We start from the raw sequence: 2,456 nt of genomic DNA on the forward strand, positions 1-2,456 counted from the left end.
TTGTTGCAGGCATCGTATTCAATCATGGCGATGCCGCGCGTCTCGTCCGATTGCAGGGCTCCACAGCCATTGTAGGCGAGCCGATGTTCCCCTTTTTCGCTCAGGTTGAACGCCCCTTTGTTTAATATCGGCTCTGCATCCTCTTTGATCATCACCAGTTGGTTGCCATTGTATGAAAGATGCAGATTGTCTATTTTGCCGTATTGCCCGTCTTGTTTCAGTCCGCTGCGCTGCAGGCCCGTGATGTTGCCGTTTGTGTCATATTCGAGTGTCTCGTTGTAGTGGCCTGCATTGTCGCTGAGGTCATCACGCTCTCCATAGGCGGCATTGGCCATGCGGTTGAGGCGGTCGTAGGTAAACTTGTATCCACGCTTTTGCTTATATCCTGCATTTTCCCATGTGAGACTGCTGATATTATAGTAACACAGAGTGTCGGCTGATATTCTGTCGAACTTGATTTTCATACCAGTGTGGATTTTTTGTCTCCCGCACCTGCTTGTGTTGGGCAGATGAGAATGAACATGTTTTCTTATAAAAACAGGAGCTTCAAAGGATATATACCTCTAAACATCGCTCGTGTCAACATACTTCAGTTTGGACAATTCCGCTTTGTCCGGCTTGTCGATTTCTAAAAACCAAATATCGTCTTTGTAGAAATAGGGCCTGGCCCACCTCACGCTGTCTTTCCCGTCCAGGCATACGATGATGAGCCGACGGTCATTATAGTAATAGCCCACGATATCGCCCACAACGAAATAATCAGTAGCGCCATATCCATGTCTCTGAACGTCAGACTTTTTGTATACCCGGACATCATAGCCCAAAAGTCTTCCCGCATAATCATTAAATACGAAATAGAAGTATCGTTTGTATTTTGGCCCCCACCGGGCGGCAAGGGTGTTGGCGTTCATCGGCAGGAGGTTGTAGTCAAAAAAGCTCCGCCCTACATAATACCGCTTCACGTCATAATAGAAAAAGCATGCTGCTGCGGCCAAGAACAGCAAAATCCATTTAACTCTTTTCATCGTCTCATTTGTTTATTGATATCCACATGTAAGATCTTCCTTGCGCCGTCTCCGTTGCAGAAAAATTGGCTCAATCAACATAATTATTGTGAATATACCATTGTTTGTCTCTGGTTTTCATACATCAGAACTTCGATTTTTCTCACTCTTTAATAGAGTGGTTATAGTCACGTCTTACATCACGAAAGTCGATTTTTACGACAAAAACATAATAACGGCTTTTAGGAATTTGAGAATCCTTCAATCGTATATTCACACTTCTTACATTTCGTATATTGTTCCTATCAACCTGCTTCACTTTCAATGGATTTAGCAATTCAACACAACATACTTTTTTCTTTGAAGTATCATATTTGAACTTTAATAATGCTGAACCTTCTAAGTTTTCTTTATACTTAAACTCAACATTATGCCAAAAATAATTCTTTTCTATAATAGTTGATAATGTGTCCCTTAACACCTTGTTGGCATAAAACTCCTTTAAGTCATCAGAAAATAAGATTTGGTTATTGTCAAATTCTAAAAGCACATTATATGCCGTACAACTATTCAACAAATAGACGCATACACATATCAGCAAACAAATAATTCTATTCTCCTGCATCTTGTTTCCTTTTATTTCAAATTACAATTATATCTTAATATGTCATATCTTACTTGGCTCTCACGCATATTCAATGCATCATTCATTGTTCCATCATGACGCCCATCTTTTTCCTCCAAATAGAATGCAACATGCGAATATAATTCACGCCCGGCATTTAGGATTCTATCAAGTTTCGTTGTACCAACGGAACTTGTATATACCTCTATATTCTTAGATAATGCTTGTTGCCCCAAATTAGGATATTTGCCCTGCATCTCTGCCGGCCTCACTGTTAATCCCAAGTTTCCTTGCACGGTGTATTCCGTGGAATGTCCCTGCTTAATGTATATTTCTCGCAACTTATCTATTGGAAGAATACTTCCGCCTGCAATGGCACTTTCTACTAACAAATCAACATCACTCCCCCTTGTCGGTGCCTGAAATCTAATTATCGTATTTTGGAAATTCCCCTTACCGCTTGCATCGTATCTCACTCGTGCTTCTGATACAGAACCATAATAATCAATAATTCTTTCGTCTTGAACTATCATATTTAAATACTGTAGATTCTGACTTGCGACACCGCTGTTTACAGCTTTCGCCAAAATATCTTTTCTAATAAACCCATTATCATTAATTCGTATGAACTCCCGTTCTTCTATAGGCAACGTTCCTATCACAAGTTCATACGCATCATGAAAAAGTCGTAATTCTCTTCCATCCGGATCCACAGCGTTCACCGGATTATTGTGACAATAGGCATACGGGCTGGTGTTATAGTATTTCTCGCAGAGCGGATCCACTCTGTCCCATATAGGCACGACGGGGTTGTATTGTCTTGCCCC

At 40.9% G+C, this 2,456-nt stretch carries 3 protein-coding genes and 1 pseudogene; all 4 read right to left on the reverse strand.

What is annotated here, in order from left to right:
- Positions 1-464 (reverse strand): annotated as a pseudogene (locus HMPREF6485_RS14125) (RHS repeat-associated core domain-containing protein); the annotation flags it as partial.
- A 99-nt stretch (positions 465-563) separates the two neighbouring features.
- Positions 564-1,025: a hypothetical protein gene (locus HMPREF6485_RS04390; protein ID WP_004344954.1), complete on the reverse strand. Its 462-nt coding sequence runs from the start codon at positions 1,023-1,025 to the stop codon at positions 564-566.
- Positions 1,026-1,167: 142 nt separating this feature from the next.
- The gene (locus HMPREF6485_RS04395) at positions 1,168-1,554 is read right to left on the reverse strand and encodes a hypothetical protein (protein WP_044125819.1); all 387 of its coding nucleotides are present in this window, start codon (positions 1,552-1,554) and stop codon (positions 1,168-1,170) included.
- An 86-nt stretch (positions 1,555-1,640) separates the two neighbouring features.
- A partial coding sequence (locus HMPREF6485_RS04400) for an RHS repeat-associated core domain-containing protein (protein ID WP_004344958.1) occupies positions 1,641-2,456 on the reverse strand: 816 nt, incomplete at its 5' end.

The organism is Segatella buccae ATCC 33574, from assembly GCF_000184945.1.
GTDB lineage: Bacteria > Bacteroidota > Bacteroidia > Bacteroidales > Bacteroidaceae > Prevotella > Prevotella buccae.